Below are 17531 nucleotides of genomic sequence, written 5' to 3'. Positions count from 1 at the left end.
TTTTGTTCGAATTGTGTTTGGCGTTCGCTAAAACTTGATCTTCAGAGCCATCTGGAGGATACGCGGGTCGCCGGCAGAGGAGATCTGTCCGAAGTTGCTGTCCTGCAGACCCGCATCCGGATTGCCGAAATTTACGTTGTTGAACACGTTATAGAATTCCGCACGAAACTCATAGTTCACCCGCTCGGTAACGTCACCCGTCTTCAGCAGCGCAAGATCGGTATTGAAGAGCCGCGGCCCGCGCAGTGAGTTCTTTCCCACATCGCCGTACGTACCGACCGCATTCTGCGTAAAGGCCGAGGTGTCGAACCATTCGTTCACCAGCGCCGCATGCGAACGGCCATTGCTCAGCACTGCGTTCTTGATGCTCGGCACGGTGAGGTCCGGGCGGTCGGCGCCGATCGCCGAGAACGAGTTGTCATCCTCCGAGAAGAGGGTGAAGGGGAAGCCCGACTGCCAGCTCGTGACCGTGCTGAGGTTCCATCCGTTCACCACCTGGTCCGCGATGCCCTTCACATGCGCATGCGGAAAGGTGTAGTCGCCCGAGAGACGGAAGACCTTGTTGTCGTCGCCGGTGTCCGGACCGTAATCGAAATAGCGGCCGCAGGAGCAGGTGTTCGTCGCAAGGCCGCCCGGCTCACCGGCGGGACCGAAGTCGTTCAGCGCGCGTGACCAGGTGAAGTTGGTCTCGAGCGAGAGGCCATGGCTCAGCCGCTCCTCCAGCTGGATCTGGCCCGCGTTGTAGGTACTGTTCACGCCGGAGTTTATCGAGTCGACAAAGCCGAACTGCGGATAGATGCGGCGCTGCTGGATGTTGTCTTCCGTCGACTCACCGGGGATATAGACCTGCAGCAGTCCGGCCTCCTGATCGCCCGTCCCGCCCAGGTGCGATCCCTTGTTGCCGACGTACTGCGCGCGCATCAGCAGGCCCTTGCCCAGGTCGCGCTCCAGCGTGAGGTTGTAGGAGAGAATCTGCGGCAGCCGGAAGTGGCGATCGAAGATCTGCGTGAACGAGATGTTCTGCGGGAAGGTCGCATTCGCGCCAGGATTGCTCGGGCCGAATTGCCCGGGGAAGGGATTCGCGACGCCCGAAGCACCGTAAGGATCGGTGAAGTTCGTATCGGTGATGTTGACGATCGGCGCGAAGGGCGGCACGCCCACCACATCTTCGAACGCCACCGTGTTCGGCGCCTGGTAGTAGTAGCCCGCGCCGCCGCGCACACTCGTCTTGCCGTCCTGCGTAAGCTGATACGCGAAGCCGAAGCGCGGACCGAGGTTGCCGAGGTTGTTGTAGATCGACGAAGCGGGGCAGCCCGCATCGTGGTCGCTGCCGCCGAAGATCAGGCCGGCCGGCGCGTTGGGAAAGCGCGTCGACTGCGCGCCGGGCACGAAGCACGCCACGCGGCCCTCGCTGTCGGTGTAGGGAAAGAACGGGTCCCAGCGCAGTCCGGCCGAGATCGTAAGCCGGCGCGTCGCATGCCAGTTGTCCTGCACGAAGAGGCTCCAGAGATGGCCGGTGAAGTCGAGATACAGGCCGCCGCCCTGCGTGAAGCTCGATACATCGCCGAGCATGAAGTCGGAGAGATTGCTGCCGCTCAGTCCGTTGTCGAAGCCGTACTCGCCATCGGCCTGATAGGTGTTGCCCATGGGCGCGCGGATGCGCTTGTACTCGCCGCCCAGCTGAATCTCATGCGTGCCTTTCACCAGGTTCAGAATCTCGCGGTCGGAAAAGTCCCCGCGATTCCAGTCGCCTGTCGCAGGCTGATCGCCAATGATGAAGTTGCCGGAGACCTCCACGTTCAGCGTCGGCGCATAGTTGGTCGGCTGCGCAATGAGCGAGCCCGCCTGCGCGATGGTGAAAGGCGCGGACGATTCGGTGAGCCCGGTCTGGCTCGTCCAGCCCACATAGCTGTTGAGCAGCGTGTGCGACGAGATGGTGTAGATATCGACCACGCTGACGTTCTTCAGGCCCAGCTTCTGCGGCGTCTCCGGCGTGCCTTCCAGGATGTTGCTCGCAGGGGGCAGGATGATCGGCACGTTGTAGCGCAGCTGGAAGTAGCGTCCGCTGATGTGGTGCTTGCCCACGTTGTAGTCGAGCTTCGCCAGGTACTCGTCCGTGTTCTGAATCGAGGGCGCCGCGTTGTAGAGCAGCTGGTGCGCGCCGCCCGCAGGATCGTTGGGCAGCGGAATCTCCTTCAGCAGATACTGCGCCGTGGGATCGAAGGCCGCAGGATTGATCACGTTGTTGTTGAACTGATAGGGCGATGAAGTGTCCGGATTGCTCAGCACCGTCGGCAGCATATCCGTGAAGTCGCCATTGCGCTCGGCAGCCGTGGGCACCTGCGCAATCTCTCCGTTGGTGGCGGTGTTCTGCCGCGTGCCCTGGTAGGAGCCGAAGTAAAACAGCTTGCCCTTCAGCACTGGTCCGCCGATGGTGCCGCCGAACTGATTCTGCTTCAGCGGGTCCGGCGAGGTCGCGAAGTAGTTCTTCGCATCCATCGCATAATTGCGCAGGTACTCGAAGACGTCGCCGTGAATCTCATCCGTTCCGGATTTGCTGATCACGTTTGCGACGCCGCCGGTCGCGTTGCCGTAGGCCGCGCTCATGTTGCCCGTCTGCACGTTGAACTCCTGCAGCGCGTCGGGACTGGGGAAGGGCAGGTTCGTGTTGATGTACGTGTCGTTGTAATCCACGCCGTCCAGCAGGTAGTAGACGCCGTTCGAGCCGCCGCCGTTCACCTTCGCATACTGCTCGCCGGGCAGCACGCCGCCCTCGCAATCGGAGCCGCAGTTCTGCGAGGTCACATCCACCGCGCCGGGAATCAGGAAGACCAGCTGCTGCGCTTCGCGCCCGTTCATCGGCAGGCTCTGCATGCTCCGGCTGTCGATCACCTGCGCGATGGCCGGATCGTCCGTCGTTACCAGCGAGGCATTCGCCGTCACCGTCACCTGCTGGTTCACCGAGCCCACCTGCAGCGCCACGTTCTGGGTGGGCGACTGTCCCACGCTCAGCACGATGCCGTTCTGCACGTAGGTGGTGAAGTTGGCCATCTCGACCGTCAGCCGATACACGCCCACCGGCAGGCTGGGGAAGAGATATTCGCCGGTGCTCCCGGTCCGGATCGCCTGCTTGTAGCCGGTGCCGATCTGCTCCACCGAGACCGCAGCCCCCGGCACCGCCGCGCCGGAGTTGTCGGTGACGATGCCGCTCAGCTTCGCCGTGGTGTACTGCGCCATCGCCGGCACAGCCAGCGATGCGGCAAGCGCAGCGAACGCCGCGCCTCGACACGAGGCATGCAGAAAGGTGTGGGGGATGGCACGGAGAGCAGCGCGAAGGAAGGTGTGAAAGCCGGCCTGGCGGCGCATCGTCCGATGATTCCTTGTCCGGACGTGCAGGGGAAGGCAGGCGAGACGGCGGACGATCGTACAGCAGGCGATTCTACAGCGGTCGATCATAGATACCTCCTCGGTCGCAGTGCGCACTCTCGCCGCGCGACGCTTCCTGCGGGGAAGCGGGCGGGGCCAGTTACCAGCTGATTACGTTTTCAATCAAATTGATTTCGTTTGAATTCGTAATGCTACTTTCTAGGTTCGTCTGCCGCAGCCTGTCAAGCGTAAAGTGCAGGAAATCCAAACTGGATAACTTTTCGTTATTGCGAGCCGTGCGCTGCCCGGGCGAGCGCTCCCGTCCGCGTCATCCGCCGGGAAGACGCATTTCGGCGCAGAGGATGGCGGCGGCCTTCGCCCGCACAGCCGGATCGCTCCCCGCGCTGTTGCGTTTGGTTACGATGTGCAGGCTGTCGTTTCCAGCAGATAGAGAGAGAGCGAGAACGCGGGGGCCCACCTCTCGCTTCTGAGAGGTGGGTTCGCAGACTACCGATGGTGTCCCATTCCAGCCCGATATTGGCTTGAGTGGACAAGCCATTCACCACAGAGGGGTTCGTGCTTCCTACACCTCAAAGTCGAGACGTGGGGCACCCATCTTCTTTTGTCTCTTTCAGAGAAGATCTGTCATCCCGACCGGAGCGCAGCGGAGTGGAGGGACCTGCGTTTCTGCCTGCGTGAGCGAAGAACCGCAGGTTCCTCCACTCAGCTCACTGCGTTCGCTTCGGTCGGAAGGACAGCTTTGAGCGACAAGAGCCAATCAATACATCTGTCGATACGGCCTGGGGTGGGGCGCGCCTGCGGCGACAGTTCGGGTTGTCCGCGGAGCCTCCCCGGTCCGCGGCACACTGTGCGCCGCTGGCGCATGTCAAGCTCTTGCGTCTGCCGTGCTCCTGCCCGATTCGCGCGGGAGGTATGGGCAGAAGGGATCGCTGCCGGCCGGGTCGCCCGTGTAGGCGAAGGCGCGGGCACGGGAGCCGCCGCAGAGCTGGCGGAACTCGCAGCGTCCGCACTTGCCGTGGAACTGCGACGAATTATGCAGCAGGCGGAAGAGCGGCGAGTCACGATAGAGATTGGCCAGGCGATGCTCGCGCACGTTGCCTGCGGCGAGCGGCAGAAAGCCCGCCGGGTACACGTCGCCGCGATTGGAGACGAACATGATGCCGTGCCCGTCCCGGATGCCGAAGCCGCGATAGACCGAGGTGCGGCCGATCTCCTGCCCGCTGCGCCCTTCCTCCTGCATGGCCGAAAGAGCCACGCGCCGGTAGGAGGGCGCTTCGGTCGTCTTGATGGCGAAGGGCGCCTGCCGCGAGAGCTCGTAGGTCCAGCGCATGAGCTGCTCGCCGAGCACAGGCGACACCGGCTGCAGCTCCCTGCCACGGCCGACGGCGATCAGGTAAAAGAGGCTCCAGCGCGTGATGGCGAACTGGCTCAGCAGCGTGTAGATCTGCGGAAGGTCGTCGACTGTCTCCGCGCAGACGAGCGTGTTCACCTGGATGGGAAAGCCGAGCGCCGCGGCGTTGCGGATGGCCTCCACGGCCCACTGATAGCTGCCGCGAATGCCGCGTATCCCCTCGTGGCGCTCGGCCGTCGAGCCGTCGAGGCTCAGCCCCAGGCTGTCGATGCCATGCGCCTTGAGCTTCCGCATCACCTCGATGGTGAGCTTGGGCGTAGCGGCTGGCGTGATGGATACGGTGAGGCCCAGTTGCCGGGCCTCATCGATCAGCTCGTAGATATCCTCGCGCTCGAGCGGATCGCCGCCGGTGAGGATGAGGTGCGGCGCCGGCGCACCGAACTCCGCCACCTGGCGCAGCATCGCCAGGCTCTCCTCGTGCGAGAGCTGATCCGGATGCGGACAGGAGACAGCCTCGGCGCGGCAGTGGCGGCAGGCCAGCGAGCAGGCCTGCGTCGTCTCCCAGTACACCAGCATGGGGCTGCGCGAGTAGTCGTGCAGCCGCTGGCTGTGTGGGTGTGCGCGGCCCTCCCGGCATTTCATACCGGGAGAGGCAAGCGTGCGAATATCGACAGGCGTCATGACGGCTACTCCTTGCCGGCGAATACGGCTTCGCGGCGGAAATCAGGGATCGACTCTTCAATGTGGCCGATCACGGTTTCAGCAGCATGCACGCCGCTGGCGATGCAGCTGGGAATGCCCGCGCCGTAGTAGGACGAGCCGGCAATCGAGAGACCGGGCAGCGTCTCCAGCGCGAGCTCGATCTGCCGCACGCGCGTCGCATGGCCCACTTCGTACTGCGGCATGGCCTTCTGCCAGCGGCATGCGCGCGCCATCACCGGCTCGGCATCGATGCCCATGATGGTGCGCAGCTCATCGCGCGCCATCGCGATCAGCGCCTCGTCACTCTGCCGCGCGAGCGCCTCGGCCGTCGCTCCGCCGATGAAGACGCGCAGCAGCACGCAATCCTCCGGGGCGCGGTGATCGAACTTCTGCGAAGACCACGAGCACGCGGTGATGCGGCGGCCCTCGGTCTGCGGCACGAGAAAGCCGCTGCCCTGCATGGGGTGATGGATATCCGCGCGGTGGAAGCCGAGCGAGACATTGGCCGTGGATGCGTAGGGGATGGTGCGCAGGCGCATGGCCAGCAGGGGCGACGCGGCCTGCACCATGCCGGCCGTGGCGGACGCGGGCGTGGCGAAGACGATCTCATCGGCCAGCAGGATTTCGCCGTCGCTCAGCTCCATGCGATAGCGTCCGCGCTCGGGGAAGACCTTCTTCACCTCGCAGCCGGTGCGCAGCGCATATGGCGGCAGCTCCGCAAGCAGCGCCTCGATGAGCTGCTGCATGCCGCCGCGCAGCGAAGCGAACATCGGCCCGGCAACGGCAACATGCCCCTTGCTCTTCGCGAGCTGCGACTTCTTCATCATCGCGCGCACCAGGCTCTTGTGCGAGCGCTCCATCTCCACAAACATGGGGAAGGTGCTGCGCAGGCTCAGCCGCTCCGGATCGGCGCCGTGGATACCGGCCATCAGCGGCGCGGCAATCTTGTTGAGCGCCTCGCGGCCCAGGCGGCGGCGCACAAAGCTGGCCAGGCTCTCATCGCCGCCGCCGCGCGCGGGAATCAGCGGCTCGAGGCCCATGCGCAGCTTGCCGGCCCAGGAGATCAGCCGCGACTTCAGAAAGGGCACCAGCATCGTCGGCGTCATCAGCATCATGCCTTCCGGCATGGGATACAGGTGCTTCCTGCTCCACACGTAGGTGGTCGCCTTGCGGCCTTCGCTCGAACCGATGAGAAAACGGCCGAGGCCAAGCTTCCGGCAGAGATCCTGCACCGTGCGATCCCTGGACAGGAAGGAGTCCGGACCGCCTTCGGTGAGAAAGCCGCCCTGCTCCGATGAGGTGATTTTTCCGCCCCAGCGAGGAGAGCCTTCCAGCAGCACGAAGTTGCTGTAGCCATGCTGCTGAAGCGTGAAGGCTGCTGCCAGCCCTGTGATGCCTCCACCGACGATCGCAATCCTTTTCATTGGCAAGCCCCGGGTTGTTTGCGCTCCTTGATGCTTCGTGCCTCGCCGCTCTGCGAGCGGTTCGCAGGCGGCGGGACTACGCGATACCGTTCATGAACGTATCGTAGGAGCGCGCGGCGGCCGCCGCTGTGACGGCAGTCACCACATGCGCGGGCAGTGCAAAAACGTCAGGAGAGACTGAGCAGATCGAAGTCGGAAAGCGCATCGAGCGCGATGGAGCGCGCACGCAGAGCCTCGGCCAGCTCCACGGCGCGGCGAAAGGGATCATCCGCCGCTGCGGTATCGATGATGAGCGCGCGCGTGTGCAGCTGGCGCGCTGTGGCGAGCGCTTCCTGCCATGGATCATCACCACGCAGCGGCACATTCGCGCGTCCATCGGTGAGCACGACCATCACGCTCGATGGCGTGAGATACGTTTTCGCCAGCTCCAGCGCATGCGCGAGCGGTGTTCGACCGCCGGTGGGCAGATACTCGAGCGCCGCGGCAGCGTCTTCGATCTGCCGCGAGGGCTCGAGCAGAACCTTCGCATCCGCGCCGCGAAAGACGATCATCGCAACCTCGTCGTTCCTGCGGAAGCCGCGATGCAGCAGGTCGAGCACCGCGCCCTTCACGCGGGCCATCTTCTCCTGCATGGCATGCGAACCGCTCGAATCAATCAGGAAGAGATAACGCACACCCGACTGCGGTGCGCGCACCTTCTCATGCAGATCGGAGAGGCGCGGCTGCACGCTGCCTGTCGCGGCGATCGCATGATGCACCGTGGCACGGATGTCGAGCTCGCGCGGGCTCTCTGCAAGGCGTGCGCCGACAACCGGCCCCGTCTGCGATTCCGGCGCCTTCTGGCTCACGCCGCGCTTCACCGCGTCATCGACGATGGTCTGCAGCAGGGGCGCCCCACTCTGCCGCGGTGCGAAGATACGCTCGATTGCCTGCTGCGCATCGCTGCCTTCGCTTTCCTGCTCGGGCTGCGAAGAGGAGGACGACGAAGGAGGAGGTGGCGGCGGCAATGGCGGCTGCCCTCCGGAGCGCGCACGATGATTGAGCACCAGCGGCAGCACGGCTTCCACATGATGCGGCGCGACAGCGATCTCACCCATGAGCGCGGCGCAGGCCACGCTCGCACGCACGGCGGAGAGATCCGCGCGCAGCGAACGCACGCCCGCCGCGCAGACAGCCTCTCCAATCTGCGTGAGAATCGCCTGCGGCAGCGCGATCGAGGCAAGCAGCTCGCGACCGTGAACGATCTTGCTGCGCAGTTCCTCCTGCTCGATGCTCCACTCCTCTGCGAATGCGGCGGGATCGCGATCGAAGGCAAGCCTGCGCTCCACGATCTGCTGCCGCTCTGCCTGGTCGAGCGGCGCGGCGATATCGACAGAGAGCGCGAAGCGATCGAGCAGCTGCGGGCGCAGCAGACCTTCTTCCGGATTCATGCTGCCGAGCAGCACAAACTCCGCAGGATGCGAAGCACTGAAGCCTTCGCGCTCGACCACGTGCGTGCCGCTGGCCGCGGCGTCGAGGATCGCGTCGCCGAGATGCGCGGCCAGCAGGTTCACTTCATCGATGTAGAGAATGCCGCCGTGCGCTTCGGAGAGCAGGCCATGCTTCAGCTCCGGCGAGCCCTTGAGTGTGCTCTCAAGATGCAGCCCGCCGAGCAGACGATCTTCGGTGATGCCGATGGGCAGGTTGAGAAACGGAGCGGGCGCAGGCAGCAGCGCGCCGAGCGCACGCGCGGTGGTGGTCTTGCCCGCGCCCTTGTCGCCGCGCAGCAGAACGCCGAGCCGCCAGTCGATAGCAGCGAGCAGCAGTGCCAGCTTCATCTGCTCCTGCCCCGCGATCGCCGCGAAGGGATAGCTCACCGTTCTCATTCCACCGTCTCCCTCTTTTGCTCGCCCTGCGCCTCGAGAATGGTCTCGCTCTCAAGCAGCAGGCCGCGCAGGCCTTCGAGCGTCTCCGGCTTCGGATTCTCCCACAGCTCGCGCCGCGCCGCTTCCAGCAGCCGCTCGGCGATGGCGTTCATCGCCCACGGATTCGACTTGCGGAGGAACTCCTGCATCTCCGGCGAGAGCGCGTAGTGCTCGGCGAGGCCTTCATAGATGAAGTCCGGCGCGATCTGCGCAGTGGCGTCGAAGCCAAAGATGTAATCGACGGTCGCGGCCAGCTCGAGGCCGCCCTTGTAGCCGTGTCGCTGAATGCTCTCGATCCACTTGGGGTTGACGACGCGCGAGCGATAGACGCGCAGCGCCTCTTCCTTCAGATCGCGCACGCGCACCGCATCGGGCCGCGAGCTGTCACCGAAGTACGCCTTGGGCTGCACGCCGGTGAGCGCGCGAATGGATGCGACCATGCCTCCGTGGAACTGGAAGTAGTCGTCGGAGTCGAAGATGTCGTGCTCGCGATTGTCCTGGTTGTGCAGCGCCACCTGCACGGCCTGCAACCGCTCGGCGAAGACGGTGCGTGCATCCACGCCGGCGGCGTTCTGCCCATAGGCATAACCGCCCCACTCGAGGAAGGTGCGCGCGAAGTCCTGATCGTCTTTCCAGTTGCCGGTTTCGATCAGCGGCAGGATGCCTGCGCCGTATGCACCCGGCTTCGATCCGAACATGCGATAGCGCGCCTGCGTCTCGGCCTCTTCGAGAGGCTGATCCTGCTTTTTCTCAAGCTCGGCGAGGTAATGCTTGCGCGGGAAGTTCTTCTCGAGCGGCTCCTGCTGATCGATCACCAGCGAGACGGCCTGGTCAAAGAGATCGATGAGGTGCGGGAAGGCATCGCGGAAGAAACCGCTGATGCGCAGCGTAACGTCGATGCGCGGGCGCCCCAGCGTCTCGAGCGGGATGAGCGAGATGCCCTCGATGCGCCGCGACTGCGCGTTCCAGATGGGCTCCACGCCCAGCAGCGCGAAGGCCTCGGCGATATCGTCGCCATGCGTGCGCATTTGCGAGGTGCCCCACACGCTGAGGCCCATCATCTCGGGATATGTACCTTCTTCGCGCACAAATCGCTCGACCGCCTCATGCGCGAGATGCTGCCCCACGCGCCACGATGCCTGTGAAGGCAGAGCACGCGGATCGACCGCGTAGAAGTTGCGCCCAGTGGGCAGGATGTGCGCCATGCCCCGTGTCGGCGCGCCCGCCGGACCAGCCGGCACATACTTGCCTTCGAGAGCATCGAGCATGTGCTCGATCTCGTCGCCGGCCTGCTCGAGGCGCGGCACCAGCGCGGTGCATGCAAAGAGCAGCACCGTATGAATCTCCTCCGACTCGCGGCCGAGCACGGCGCGCTGCGCGTCGGAGATGGCATCCGTGCGGAAGCCCAGCTCTTCGAGCATGGTGTAGAGATCGAAGGCCAGCTGGTCGAGCGCTTCGAGCACGTCGGCATGCGTGTACACGGTGCGGCCCGCGAGCGTGCCTTCCGTCGCGAGGCGCGCACCCTGCTGCTGCATCAGCGTGGGCAGATCGTATCCATGCGCGGAGGCCAGCGCAGCCTGCAGGCTGGGCACGCTCGCATTCGAGAGGCGCGTGAGCGAGCGCAGCATCTCCGGCAGCGGCGGCATCTGGCCGAGCACATGCAGGCCGCTGCGGATTTGCGCCATGCCCAGCTCGCACAGGTAGCCGTCGAGGTCTTCGATGAGATGCGCCACATCGCTGCCGCTCATCTCGGCCAGCGTCGTCGGCACGCCTTCGGGCGTCAGTTCGTCATCCCACTCATGCTTGTGGTCGCCATGGTCGCGGCTCAGCATCGTCTTCAGGTCTAGATCGGCCTGCAGGTTCGCTCGTTGCACCAGGTCCCATATCTGCTGCTGCAGATAGGGCAGCTTCGAAGGATCGAGCTTCTCGACGGCGTAATACTCGTTCACCAGCTGGTTCAGCTCGGCGAGCGCGCCGTAGGTTTCGGCGGTGGTCATCGGCGGCGTGAGGTGATCGACGATGACTGCATGCGCGCGGCGCTTCGACTGGCTGCCCTCGCCGGGGTCATTGATGATGAAGGGATAGACGAGCGGCGTGTCGCCCAGCAGCAGGTCCGGGTAGCACTCGTTCGAGAGGCCGATGCCCTTGCCCGGCAGCCACTCGAGCGTGCCGTGCTTGCCCATGTGCACAATCGCATCCGCGCCCCATCCGCCCTCGGACTGCGGCGTGCCCAGCCAGCGATAGAAGGCCGTGTAGTGATGCGTCGGCGGCAGGTCGGGCGTGTGATAGATCGCGTCGGGATCGATGCCGTATCCACGCGGCGGTTGCAGCGCGATGAGCGCATTGCCAAAGCTCATCGCCGCGAAGTGGTAGCTCTGCTCGTCGCTCCACGGCTCCTGCTCCACCGCGGCGATCTTTCCGGCGAGCGTGCCCAGCAGCTTCTTGTCGGTCTTCGGCTTCTCGGAGCGCGTGCTGAATCCGCGCGGTTGCGGCTCGCCCCAGTAGCCTTCCATCCGGCGGCGCACGCGCTCGGGGAAGGCGGAATATTGCGCATGGTAAGCAATGCGGGAGAAGCGCTCGGCATGGGCCGGATTGAGCGGATAGCGGTCGTCATACGAACCGCGCTCGAGCAGGCGCTGCATGAGCGCATCGGACGACTCCGGCAGCCCGGCAATGCTGTAGCGGCGGCCACGCAGCGCATGCAGCGTGGTAAGCAGGCTCGCGGGTGTATCGAGGCCGACCGCGCCGCCGATCTGCGAGGCCTTGGCGGCGGAGTTCGTAAGCACGAAAGCCACGCGGCGCTCGGAGTTCGGCGTGTGCCGCAGCTTCGCCATGCGCGCGGCGATGCCCGCGAGACGGCTGACGCGTTCCCTGTCCGCGACGTAGAGGCCATCCTGCGCCACGCCTCCGCGCTCCTTAAACGAAATGGGCACGGTGATGATGCGGCCATCGAATTCGGGGATGGCCACATTCACAGCCGTGTCGAGCGCATTCAGTCCACGCCGCGAACCCTCCCACGATCCGCGCGCCATGCCGCTGGCGATGGCCTGCAGCACCGGGATGCCGAGTGACTCGAGCGCGTTCACCGCATCGCCCGCTTCTGTAACCGTGCCGGTGTTGATTTCGCCGATGGCGAAGGAGAGCGTGGAGACGAGCACATCCGCTCGCCCTTCGATCCACGGAAAGACCGCCGGCCTGCCTGCTTCTTTCGACTTGAGGCTCGAAGTAAAGACACACAGCGCGTTCATCCCGCGCTCTTCGAGGGCCTGCGCCATCGCATCGATGAAGTTGGTGTTTCCGCTCATGCGATGCGCGCGATAAAAAAGCACCGCGACGGTGGGCTTCGCCGGATCGGCGGTGCGCTGCCAGTCTTCGATGGTCGCCACGTCCATATCCTGCAGGTAGATGCCGTGCTCGGGCATGGGCGTGGGCGGCGCGTAGCCGTAACCGCTCAGCAGCAGGCGGTCGGAGAGGAAGTGGCATAGCTCGACGAAGTTGCCTACGCCGCCAAGCGCAAGATAGCGCGCGGCCGTCTCCATCACATCGGAGGGCACATTGACGGTCTGCGTGAACTCGGGCGTGATTTCGCCCGTACCGCTGATGAGTACCAGCGACTGGCCGCTCTCCATGCAGTGTTTGCGCAGCCGGTCGAAGGCCGGGACCGAACTCAGAGGGCCATGCACGCGCAGCACGATGACGCGCGCACGGCCCAACTCTCCGGCCAGCAGCACCTCCATCTGGTCTTCACTGCGCAGCGCGTTCAGCGAGTACGAGGCCAGCTCGAGATCGGGCGGCAGCAGCTCTTTCGCCTTCGTCAGCGTGAGCAGGTCGGTGTCCGCATGCGACAGCAGCATGATGCCGCCGCTCGCCTGCTGCGGCTGCGTTTCATCCAATAAAGACGCGGGCTTGCGCACATCCCAGTCGTAATAATTGAAGACGAATTCGCTCAGCTCGGCCGGAGGCTTCAGGAAGCGGTCGGCCTGGAGCATCGACTCGATGTAGTCGAAGATCTGCCGCACCTGCCACGCGCTGTTCACCGAGTGGAACCAGACAGATTGACCGTCGAAGACAAGGCTCGCGACGTTCGCAAGCACGCAAGGGCCGAGACATCCACCCTTGGTGAGATGCACCTGGTTGCGGATCTTGCGGCGCGTCCACTCTTCCTTGTAGACGTCGACGGGAACCTCGGCGTAGCCGCGCTCGGTGCGGCCGCAGCAGCAACCGGTAAAGCAGTAGGAGAGATGGCCGCGATGCTGCACGATGTTCAGCGTGCGTCCATCCGCGCGAATCACGCGCTGCCGGTGAGTGGTCATAGCTCCTCCGCGGGTGTTCTTTGGCGAATGATCCAGACAAGGTAAGGGCCGCCGATCAACGCGACTACCGCACCCGCCGGAAGCTCCGCAGGCGGTATCACGATGCGGCCGATGGCGTCGCACAGCGCAAGCAGCGATCCGCCGAGAAGAAACGAGCACGGCATCAGCAGGCGATAATCCGGGCTGACGCGCGAGCGCACAAGATGCGGCACGATGAGGCCGACGAAGCCGATGGGGCCGGTGAGCGCGATCGATCCGGCGACGAGGATGGAGCCGAGGATGTATCCCTGCCCCAGCAGTGTGCCCACGTTCACGCCACGCGAGGCCGCCCAGCGCTCGCTTACCGCGAGCAGGTTCCAACTGCGCGCGCGGGAGAAGAGGATGCCCGAGGCGATCAGCACCACGGCGGCAAGCATCGCGAGCGAGGTGTAGCTGACCGAATCCACACTGCCGATGAGCCAGCGCGCAATGGAGAACGAGCGCGACATGCCCGCGAAGCTGCTGAGGATGAGGATGAAGGCTTCGCAGATGCTGTTCACGGCAATGCCGGTGAGCAGCAGTCCGAAGGAGGACACCTGCCGGCGACGGAACGCTCCACCGAGCACCAGCGCGAGCACGGCGAAGGCTCCTACCAGCGAGCCGAGCCACGTCATCGGAATGCCAAGCAGCGTCTCTCCGCCAATGGTGATGGCGATGACCGCGCCCAGTGCCGAGCCCGCGGAGATACCGAGCGTGTAGGGCGTGGCCAGCGCATCGCGGAGCATCGCCTGGAAGAGCGCTCCGGCCAGTGAGAGCGCGCCGCCCGCGAGCAGCGCGAGCAGCGTGCGCGAGAGGCGAAGCTGCAGCAGGATCTCGTAGTCCGGCGACTGATGGTGCAGCACGTTCGTGAGACTGATGGGTCCTGCGCCCACCCACGGCAGCAGCAGCGCGGCCGCGAGGAAGACGACGACTGAGAGAACGAGGCTGGCGCGCGCAGAGACGATGCGCCGCGGCACGGCGTTCACTGGTACCACACCCATGGCGAGCCGGCGGGCGTCGTCGCCATGTCCAGACGCTTCGAGAAGAGCTGCAGCCAGCTCTTGTCTCGATGCGCCTCTTCGGTGGAAAGATCATGCGCGATCGCGCCATCCGCGAGCACGATGAGGCGCGTGCAGTAGGTCAGCGCGAGGTTGAGATCGTGCGTGGCCGCGATGCAGAGCTTGCCGGACTGCGCCTCGTCGCGCAGGATGCTGAAGCAGTGCAGCTGCTGCTCGATATCGAGAAAGGTCGACGGCTCATCGAGCAGAAGCGCGACCGCATCCTGCGCGAGACACGCGGCCACCAGCACACGCTGTCGCTCGCCTCCGCTCAGCGAGCGGAAGGCGCGATGGCGATGCATCCAGCACGAGGTGCGTTCCATCGCAGCGCGAATCCGCCGGTGATCCTCGCCGGACTCGAACCAGCGGTCGGTGTGCGGATAGCGGCCCATGCCCACGAGCTGCTCCGCGGTAAAAGGCAGATCGGCATGGATGGACTGCGGCAGATGGCTCAACTGCTGCGCCAGCTCACGGCGCTTCCACGCATGCTGGGCGCGGCCGCGCAGTTTTACCTCGCCGTTCGAAGCCGTGCGAAAGCCGGAGATGACATCGAGGAGCGTGCTCTTGCCGGAGCCGTTGATGCCGAGCAGCGCGACGAACTCCCCCTCGCCCGCGCGAAAGCTTACCTTGTTCAGGATCGGGCGAACGTCGACCGCGCGATTCCCATAGGAAAAGCTCACGCCCTCGACTTCGAGCAGGGCTGTCAATCGGAACCGCCGATGCCGTGGACGAAGTCGAAGAGCCGCTGCGTGGCGAGCGGCGTGCGCGGACCGGGCACCACCAGCGCATCGGCCGTGCCTACATAGACGTGGCCGGTCTGCACCGCCTTGAGTTCGCGATGCTGATTCCACAGCGCCAGCGCTGCCAGGCGCGAGGCACGGCGCGCCTCCTCGGTGGCCTGCGTGCCGCTCAGGTCAATGATGACGTCGGGGTTCTCGCGCAGCACCGTCTCGAGCGAGATCCGCGGATAGCCGGTGATGCCAGGCTGCGCCAGCACATTCGTGCCGCCCGCGATCTCGAGGATCTGGTTGACGTAGTTATTCGGGCCGACGGCGATGAGGTTGTTCAGCGTGCCCTGCTGGCGATCGACGATGACCAGCACGCGCGGCGAGGGCGAGGCCTTCGCCTTTGCCTGGATTGCCGCGAGCTGGCTCTTCATCTGCGCGACCAGCGCGGTGGCACGGTCGGGCGCGGCCACGGCCTTGCCGATGAGCTGCGTCTCCGTATAGATATCCTCGAGCGTCTCGTGCGGCACCACGAGCGATTGGATGTGCAGCGTGTCGAGGCGGCCGGTGAGCTCGACGGAGCTGTGCTCGAGCACCACGAGATCGGGCGCAAGCCGCGCGATGGCCTCCACGTTCGGATGCACGTAGCCGCCGACCTTCGGCAGCTTCAGCACCTCGGGCGGATAGTTGCAGAACTGCGAGACGCCGACCACTTCATTCCCCACGCCGAGCGCGAAGAGCGTCTCTGTAATGCTGGGCGAGGTGGATACGATGCGCTGCGGCTTTGCCTGCGCGTTCGCCATGCCCGCGCAGAGCAGCAGGACAACAATAAGAGAGAGAAGCCGGCGGCGGATTCGCGAAATCGGACGCATCGTTCCAGTCCTTTTACAAATTACAAAGATCCATGCTGCGGTTGCCGCGCCTGCAATGCGCGATCGGCAAGCCATCCAAAACCGAAGCCCAGCACGCTCCAGAGGAGCAGCTGCATCTCGAGCGCGGCGACGCGGAACTTCCACAACAGCGAGGCCGGAAAGCCCGCAGGCACTTCATCGATATTGGGCAGGAAGTGCGACGAGGCGGCAATCACGATCACAAAGAAGATCGCGGAGAGCAGCGTTGCGGTCCACACGCTTGTCCTGCGCTGCAGATACGCGTGCAGCCTGGCCGCGAGCACCATCGCAACCACCGAGAAGGCGAGCAGCAGAAAGTACGCGGCGGTGCGCATGCCGATGGTGTCGGGATTGCCCACAGACGGAGGGTTCGCCGGATACTTGAGCGCCGGAACCACTGCGAGCGCAACGAAGCCGAGCCCGGCCAGCGTGACGGAGAGCGAACGAGGATCGGCGATCGGCAGGCGGCCGAGCGAGAAGGCGAAGACAAGCGCGAAGATGCCGCCCACGGCGACGCCGTCGACGACGGTTGCGGTCAGCAGCCCAAGGCTGCTCTGGAGCTTGCGGCTGACGATCTCCGGCTCGGGCGCATCGCCCCGGGCCTGGTCCATGCTCGTCTCAAAGGCGATGGCGCGTTCCACCTGCGGTTCGCCGACCCAGCGGGCCAGGGCGAAGACAAGCAGACCCGCGATGAGCCCCGCAAGCATCCCGCGCACAAGCAGGATGCGAGTCATCGTGTCCTCTCAGTGACAGGGGAAGCCGAGCAGGTGGCGGCCGTCGTGCACAAACTCATGCACCGTGTGCCCGTGGATGAGCGAGGTGGCACCCTGCTCCGCGCCTACGAAATAAATCGCCAGCAGCATCAGCAGGCCGCCGAAGAGCGCCCAGGGCAGCACTTCCCGCACCGGGATGGTGGGGATGGAAACAGATTGAGGTGCCAGAGCACCGGCCAGATTTTGCGCCATTGGAAAGCCTCCCGGGATCACGCGTCCCACAGCAAGAGATCGCTTCAGGAATGAAGGAAGGTCTGGCTTGGAATCACAGTGGCGCGACCGCGCCGGAATTGCACCGGCTTCTTCACTTCATTTCAAAGACTGTTTTAACCCTATGTCTCCCTCAGTGGGGTGTCAAGGATGTGCAGAAATCACACGCCTCCGCGCATATAAAGGAAGCATGAGCACCCGATTTACCCTCATCGCGCACGCCGCCACGGAGGCACAGCGGACGGCGGCCTTCCCCACGGACGAAGCGATCACCGAATGCGAGCGGGAACGGCTGGCTTCGCATGGTTGGCGCGCCCCGCGCGCATCGCACATTTGCTCTGCGCCGGAGCTTCGCGCGCAGGAGACAGCGCGGCGGCTGGGGCTCGAAGCCGAAACCGAGGGAGCGCTGCGCGACTGCGACTACGGCCGCTGGCGTGGCCGCACGATGGACGAGATACAGGCCGAAGATCCTGCGGCGTTGATGACGTGGCTCACCGCGCCGGACGCGGCTCCGCACGGCGGTGAGTCCGTCACACAGCTGATCGAGCGCGTGGGCGCGTGGCTCGATGCGGCCTCCACGCAACAACATACCGTGGCGGTTACACATCCGGCGTGGATCCGCGCGGCCATCGTCCACACGCTGCGCCTGCCTGCGCCGCTCTTCTGGCGATTCGACATCGCGCCGCTGACCTTGACCGACCTGCGCCGCAGCGGCGAGGTCTGGACGGTTCGCTGCACCGGTTGTGGACTGCTCGCAACCGAGCCGTAACGGCTGT

General features: G+C 65.0%; 11 protein-coding genes and 1 riboswitch. Of the genes, 1 reads left to right on the top strand and 10 read right to left on the bottom strand.

Annotated features, from left to right (window positions below; translation table 11 throughout):
- Window positions 1-27: 27 nt before the first annotated feature.
- The 10 genes from QM649_RS07580 to QM649_RS07535 all read right to left on the bottom strand — a co-directional run bounded on the left by QM649_RS07580 (window position 28) and on the right by QM649_RS07535 (window position 16737).
- The gene (locus QM649_RS07580; protein WP_415198421.1) at window positions 28-3366 is read right to left on the bottom strand and encodes a TonB-dependent receptor domain-containing protein; all 3339 of its coding nucleotides are present in this window, start codon (window positions 3364-3366) and stop codon (window positions 28-30) included.
- An 886-nt stretch (window positions 3367-4252) separates the two neighbouring features.
- Window positions 4253-5419 (bottom strand): TIGR04053 family radical SAM/SPASM domain-containing protein, encoded by a 1167-nt coding sequence (locus QM649_RS07575; RefSeq protein WP_415198420.1) that lies wholly within the window; start codon window positions 5417-5419, stop codon window positions 4253-4255.
- Between the two features lie 5 nt (window positions 5420-5424).
- The gene (gene hemG / locus QM649_RS07570; RefSeq protein ID WP_415198419.1) at window positions 5425-6864 is read right to left on the bottom strand and encodes a protoporphyrinogen oxidase; all 1440 of its coding nucleotides are present in this window, start codon (window positions 6862-6864) and stop codon (window positions 5425-5427) included.
- Between the two features lie 167 nt (window positions 6865-7031).
- The gene (locus QM649_RS07565) at window positions 7032-8729 is read right to left on the bottom strand and encodes an ATP-binding protein (protein WP_415198418.1); all 1698 of its coding nucleotides are present in this window, start codon (window positions 8727-8729) and stop codon (window positions 7032-7034) included.
- Window positions 8726-13081: a cobaltochelatase subunit CobN gene (gene cobN, locus QM649_RS07560; protein WP_415198417.1), complete on the bottom strand. Its 4356-nt coding sequence runs from the start codon at window positions 13079-13081 to the stop codon at window positions 8726-8728. The genes QM649_RS07565 and cobN overlap by 4 nt, the downstream gene beginning before the upstream one ends.
- On the bottom strand, window positions 13078-14100 hold the full coding sequence (locus tag QM649_RS07555) for a FecCD family ABC transporter permease (protein ID WP_415198416.1): 1023 nt from the start codon (window positions 14098-14100) through the stop codon (window positions 13078-13080). The genes cobN and QM649_RS07555 overlap by 4 nt, the downstream gene beginning before the upstream one ends.
- Window positions 14082-14864: an ABC transporter ATP-binding protein gene (locus tag QM649_RS07550; protein WP_415198415.1), complete on the bottom strand. Its 783-nt coding sequence runs from the start codon at window positions 14862-14864 to the stop codon at window positions 14082-14084. The genes QM649_RS07555 and QM649_RS07550 overlap by 19 nt, the downstream gene beginning before the upstream one ends.
- Window positions 14861-15754 carry an ABC transporter substrate-binding protein gene (locus QM649_RS07545; protein WP_415198414.1) on the bottom strand — a complete coding sequence of 298 codons (894 nt, stop codon included), beginning with the start codon at window positions 15752-15754 and terminating at the stop codon, window positions 14861-14863. The genes QM649_RS07550 and QM649_RS07545 overlap by 4 nt, the downstream gene beginning before the upstream one ends.
- Before the next feature lie 20 nt (window positions 15755-15774).
- Entirely contained in the window at window positions 15775-16506 is a 732-nt protein-coding gene (locus QM649_RS07540) for a CbtA family protein (protein WP_415198413.1), read from the bottom strand.
- Between the two features lie 9 nt (window positions 16507-16515).
- Window positions 16516-16737: a CbtB domain-containing protein gene (locus QM649_RS07535; protein ID WP_415198412.1), complete on the bottom strand. Its 222-nt coding sequence runs from the start codon at window positions 16735-16737 to the stop codon at window positions 16516-16518.
- A gap of 37 nt (window positions 16738-16774) precedes the next feature.
- Window positions 16775-16896: riboswitch (cobalamin riboswitch) on the bottom strand.
- Window positions 16897-16945: 49 nt separating this feature from the next.
- On the opposite strand from QM649_RS07535, the gene QM649_RS07530 reads away from it, so the two are divergent.
- Window positions 16946-17524 (top strand): histidine phosphatase family protein, encoded by a 579-nt coding sequence (locus tag QM649_RS07530; RefSeq protein ID WP_415198411.1) that lies wholly within the window; start codon window positions 16946-16948, stop codon window positions 17522-17524.
- Window positions 17525-17531 lie beyond the last annotated feature (7 nt).

This window comes from Silvibacterium sp. (assembly GCF_047605705.1).
Classification (GTDB): Bacteria; Acidobacteriota; Terriglobia; order Terriglobales; family Acidobacteriaceae; genus Silvibacterium.
The sequence above is the reverse complement of the archived record's forward strand: the minus strand, read 5'-3'. Positions and strand labels throughout refer to the sequence as shown.

Excerpts from the sequence above, each read along its gene's own strand:
- QM649_RS07545 (WP_415198414.1), bottom strand. The coding sequence starts at position 15,754 with ATGCGTCCGATTTCGCGAATCCGCCGCCGGCTTCTCTCTCTTATTGTT.
- QM649_RS07565 (WP_415198418.1), bottom strand. The coding sequence starts at position 8,729 with ATGAGAACGGTGAGCTATCCCTTCGCGGCGATCGCGGGGCAGGAGCAG.
- QM649_RS07540 (WP_415198413.1), bottom strand. The coding sequence starts at position 16,506 with ATGACTCGCATCCTGCTTGTGCGCGGGATGCTTGCGGGGCTCATCGCG.
- hemG (WP_415198419.1), bottom strand. The coding sequence starts at position 6,864 with ATGAAAAGGATTGCGATCGTCGGTGGAGGCATCACAGGGCTGGCAGCA.
- QM649_RS07575 (WP_415198420.1), bottom strand. The coding sequence starts at position 5,419 with ATGACGCCTGTCGATATTCGCACGCTTGCCTCTCCCGGTATGAAATGC.
- QM649_RS07530 (WP_415198411.1), top strand. The coding sequence starts at position 16,946 with ATGAGCACCCGATTTACCCTCATCGCGCACGCCGCCACGGAGGCACAG.
- QM649_RS07580 (WP_415198421.1), bottom strand. The coding sequence starts at position 3,366 with ATGCGCCGCCAGGCCGGCTTTCACACCTTCCTTCGCGCTGCTCTCCGT.
- QM649_RS07535 (WP_415198412.1), bottom strand. The coding sequence starts at position 16,737 with ATGGCGCAAAATCTGGCCGGTGCTCTGGCACCTCAATCTGTTTCCATC.
- QM649_RS07555 (WP_415198416.1), bottom strand. The coding sequence starts at position 14,100 with ATGGGTGTGGTACCAGTGAACGCCGTGCCGCGGCGCATCGTCTCTGCG.
- cobN (WP_415198417.1), bottom strand. The coding sequence starts at position 13,081 with ATGACCACTCACCGGCAGCGCGTGATTCGCGCGGATGGACGCACGCTG.